Consider the following 3,929-nt stretch of genomic DNA (forward strand, 5'->3'; position numbering starts at 1 on the left):
ACGTGGGGTTCGCAGCCGAGCGCCGTGCCGCCCGCACCCCGGCCGCAGCCCGGCTCGCCCGCTCCCGCGGCCCAGCCCGGGTCCTGGCAGCAGGGGACCCCGCCGACCMCCACCGGTCAGCCCGCGCCGTGGCAGCCGACGCCCGCCGCGGCGCCCGCTCCGGCGGCGCAGCCCGGCGCCTGGCAGCCCACGCCTGCCACCTCGCGTTCCTCCAGCGCGCCGGCGACCAGCCGCCCGGCCCAGCCGACCGGTCAGCCGGGCTGGTCCGTGGCACCCGCAGCACCCGCGGCGTCCTCGCCGGACGCGGCACCCGCAGCGTGGTCRCCCACCGGACTGTCCGCCGGCACCGTCCCCGCCCCGCGGGCAGGCGGCGCGCCCGCCGCTGCAGCCTTCACGCCTCCGCCCGGCGGGTTCCCGGACCCGATCCCGGCCGGCGCCGCCCGCGACGAGGACGACGACTTCGACGACGATGACGACGACGAGCGCCCGCGTCACCCGTACACATGGCTGCACCTCATCGTGCTCGCGCTCGTCGCGTTCGTGCTCGGCTTCCTCATCGTCCTGCTGCTCAGCCGAGGGCAGGACACCCCGGGGACCAGCGCCGCGGCGTCCGTCGCCGCCTCCACCGTGCACGTCCCGACCGGCCTGCGGGCCGGACCTGCCTGACCCCGAACCGAGGAGAACCGTGGCTGCGACCGAACGAGCGATCGAGCTGGCCGTGGCGGCCGCCCGCGCCGCTTCCGACATCAAGGCCGAGGAGATCATCGCGCTCGACGTCAGCGAGCAGCTCGTGCTGACCGACGTCTTCCTCATCGCCTCCGGCAGCAACGAGCGCCAGGTCGGCGCCATCGTCGACGCCGTCGAGGAGGCCCTGTTCAAGCTCGGGGCCAAGCCGATCCGGCGCGAGGGCAAGGGCGCGGGCCGCTGGGTGCTGGTCGACTTCGGCGACGTCGTCGTGCACGTCCAGCACGCGGAGGACCGGGTGTACTACGCCCTCGAGCGGCTGTGGAAGGACTGCCCTGTGATCGATCTCCCCGCCGACGCGCGGGGGACCGACCAGGGCGCGGACGCGTGACGGCGGGGCGTCTGCTCCTCGTCCGGCACGGCCGGACGGCCTACAACTCGCAGGCGCGCCTGCAGGGCCAGGTCGACATCCCCCTCGACGACGTCGGCCGCTGGCAGGCCCGCACCGCCGCCGCGCGCCTGCTGACGCGCCACGAGCCGACCGTCATCGTGACCTCCGACCTGAGCCGCGCCCACGAGACCGCGAGCTTCCTCGGGCGCGCGGCGGGTCTCGACCTCGTCGTCGACCCCCGCCTGCGCGAGCGCGCGTTCGGTCTCTGGGAGGGCCTCACGGGCGACGACCTGCGGCGCGACTGGCCCGAGGAGTTCGCCGTGTGGCGCGCCGGTGGCCAGCCCGAGGGCGTCGGCGCCGAGACGCGCGCGGAGGTGGCGACGCGCGTCCGGGAGGGGATCCTCGARCACGCTGCGGCGCTCGGGAAGGACGACACGCTCGTCGTCGTCTCGCACGGCTCCGCCATCAGCTGCGCCGTCGGCGACCTGCTCGGCATGCCGACCGACTGGCACGGCTTCGCCGGCATGCTCAACGTCCACTGGACCGAGCTCATCGCCACGCGCGGCGACTTCGCTCCCGCGTGGCGGATGGTCGGCTACAACCTCGGGCCCACGGACGCGTCGAGCGACTGGAACGCGGGACCGGACACGACGCACGACTCGGACGCCGACTCCGAGACGCGGGACCCCGATTAGCGTTTGGGCCTGCGTTCGTTCTAAACTCTCCGAGCGCCTACGGGCGTGAGTGGTCCCCCCCGGGGGGCTGCGGGGCTGTGGCGCAGCTGGTAGCGCACCTGCATGGCATGCAGGGGGTCAGGGGTTCGAATCCCCTCAGCTCCACCGAAAGTGCTGGTCAGAGGCCACGCCGGGATCCTGAACCTAGGAGCCTGACGTGGCCACTGGACACTTAATAGACACATATGGGTCGCGACTCGGCCCGTCACACGGGTCTCTCGGACCTCCTGCCGCGTCTTGGGACCGTCCCCGAATACCTGGTGGCATGGACACCAACCTTGCGACGTCGGCCACCGAGCCGGCGATGACCCTGTCCGAGCTCGCCGCCTACCTCTCGGTGAGCAACCAGGCCCTCTACGACCTGCCCTCCCAAGGACGCGGACCGCGCGGCTTCCGAGTCGGACGCCAGCTGCGGTTCCGGATGAGCGAGATCGAGGCCTGGCTGGCCCGCATGGAGGCCGCCGACGGCGAACGCCACCGCCCGCGAGGCGGCACGTGAGCCGCGGGCGGCCCCGCACTGCGATCGGCACCTTCGGCGACATCGCCGTGACCGACCTGGGCGCCCGCTATCGGGCGATGACGCGCTACCGGGATCTGGACGGCCGGCTCCGCAGGGTGACCGCAGTCGCCACCAATCAGCGCGAAGCCCGAGCGCGGCTCAAGAACAAGCTTGTCGACCGCGCCGGGTACGGCAGCGGGGGACTGCTGAGCGTAGCGAGCCCGTTCGGCGATCTCTGTGACCTGTGGTTGGCGGACCTGGAGCTGCGGGACATCTCCGAAGGAACGAAGGAGAACTACCGCGACGATCTGCGGCTGCACGCGCGACCGGCACTCGAGCCGTACACGCTGGGGGAAATCGGCACCGGCCGCGTCGAGTGGTTCCTGCGGGGTGGGGCCGACATCTACGAGGTCCTGCTCGGCACGTAGATGCGCCCCGGCGAAGTGCTCGCACTACGACCGTGCGACATCACCGACGCGCCTCAGGGGATGGTCGCCCATGTGCGGGGCACGGTCGTGCGGCGGCAGGGGACGCGTGACTTCCGGCAGGACCAGGCCAAGACTGACGCCTCACGCCGCAGCATCGCCGTACCGGACCTCGCTGCCCAAGTACGCCGGCGTCGGATCGCGGAGATGGCCGGTGATCTGGTCCGCGACGGTCGCTCCCGGGGGCCCGACCACCCGCGAGCTCGCCGATCGGTGGCAATCCGCGCACGACACCGTCCTGGAGGCGCTCCCGCGAGATCTGTGGAACGGCAAGGAGCTCGTCGCGGTCGGGGCATTGCGGGGACGACCGAGCACCGCATCCAGCCTGCTCAACCTCCTGCCAATCGTTCTCGGCCAGCGGTTKCCCCGCCGACGTCCGCGACGCGCTGGCCTCCCGCCTCGAGGGTCACCTGTCAGAGTTCGGCTCGGCGACCGAAGGGGTCGACTCTCCGCACGACGAGGACGATGGCTACCGGCGCGGCTCGATCTGGGCGCCGTCGACGGCGCTCATCGAGAGTGGCCTGCGCGCCCCGGGGTATTCCGAACTCCCGGATGCGGTGTGCGCTCGCTTCCGCGCTCTGTGCATGCGTCGGGATTCGCAGAGCTTCGACGCACGCACCGGGGCGGGCCTCCGAGATCGCGCCGACACGTGAGCCGCCTCGGTCTACCTGACTCCTGCCGCGGACGCCTCGGGCGTGAGCGTGGGTGCCGCGCCAACGTCGTCGCCCGGCGAACCGTGTCGAAACCCTGGCCACCCGAGATCCCGGATCCATCTCCGTCGACGTGATCCCCGAGGCGCCTACATGCGACGCGACTTGGTGCCCGAGTGGTCCGGCAGGCGGCGGCGTTGCCAGGCGTCGATGATGTGCGAGTACATCGCGTGCTCAGCGGCCTCGGCGGTGCGGGCCTCGATCGTCGCGAACACGGCTTCGTGCTCGCGCAGCGTCCGCTCGTGGAACGACGGCGGTGTCATGCCGTGGTACCGCGCGCTGTCGCGCGCGCGCTCGAACAGGGACCGGGCGATGCTCTCGGCGAGGCGGTTGCCGGAGATCTCCATGACGATGTCGTGGAAGCGCACGTCGGACGCGCCGAAGGCGCTGGGGTCGTCGAGCGACGCGCGCATGGACTCCAGGGCC

Annotated in this window: 5 protein-coding genes, 1 tRNA gene and 1 pseudogene; 6 read left to right on the plus strand and 1 reads right to left on the minus strand. The window is 72.5% G+C overall.

Annotation, left to right across the window (positions count from 1 at the left end):
* The 6 genes and pseudogenes from ACXJKG_RS19975 to ACXJKG_RS20000 all read left to right on the plus strand — a co-directional run.
* Positions 1–666, plus strand: a pseudogene (locus tag ACXJKG_RS19975) (hypothetical protein); the annotation flags it as partial.
* Between the two features lie 19 nt (positions 667–685).
* Positions 686–1,075 carry a ribosome silencing factor gene (rsfS, locus tag ACXJKG_RS19980; RefSeq protein WP_456847472.1) on the plus strand — a complete coding sequence of 130 codons (390 nt, stop codon included), beginning with the start codon at positions 686–688 and terminating at the stop codon, positions 1,073–1,075.
* Positions 1,072–1,770: a histidine phosphatase family protein gene (locus ACXJKG_RS19985; RefSeq protein ID WP_456847473.1), complete on the plus strand. Its 699-nt coding sequence runs from the start codon at positions 1,072–1,074 to the stop codon at positions 1,768–1,770. The genes rsfS and ACXJKG_RS19985 overlap by 4 nt, the downstream gene beginning before the upstream one ends.
* 71 nt (positions 1,771–1,841) lie before the next feature.
* Positions 1,842–1,914: transfer RNA gene (locus tag ACXJKG_RS19990), tRNA-Ala, on the plus strand.
* A gap of 160 nt (positions 1,915–2,074) precedes the next feature.
* Positions 2,075–2,308, plus strand: coding sequence for a helix-turn-helix transcriptional regulator (locus ACXJKG_RS19995; RefSeq protein WP_456847474.1), 234 nt, complete (start codon positions 2,075–2,077; stop codon positions 2,306–2,308).
* Positions 2,309–2,355: 47 nt separating this feature from the next.
* Positions 2,356–2,736 carry a hypothetical protein gene (locus ACXJKG_RS20000; protein WP_456847475.1) on the plus strand — a complete coding sequence of 127 codons (381 nt, stop codon included), beginning with the start codon at positions 2,356–2,358 and terminating at the stop codon, positions 2,734–2,736.
* Between the two features lie 856 nt (positions 2,737–3,592).
* On the opposite strand, the gene ACXJKG_RS20005 is transcribed toward ACXJKG_RS20000, so the two are convergent.
* Positions 3,593–3,929: FadR/GntR family transcriptional regulator (locus tag ACXJKG_RS20005; protein WP_456847476.1), on the minus strand; the 337-nt coding region annotated here is incomplete at its 5' end.

It is taken from the genome of Cellulomonas sp. P5_C6, from assembly GCF_054049635.1.

What these genes read in the sequence shown, in the direction of transcription:
- ACXJKG_RS19995 (WP_456847474.1), top strand. Translation starts at nt 2,075, where the DNA reads ATGGACACCAACCTTGCGACGTCGGCCACCGAGCCGGCGATGACCCTG.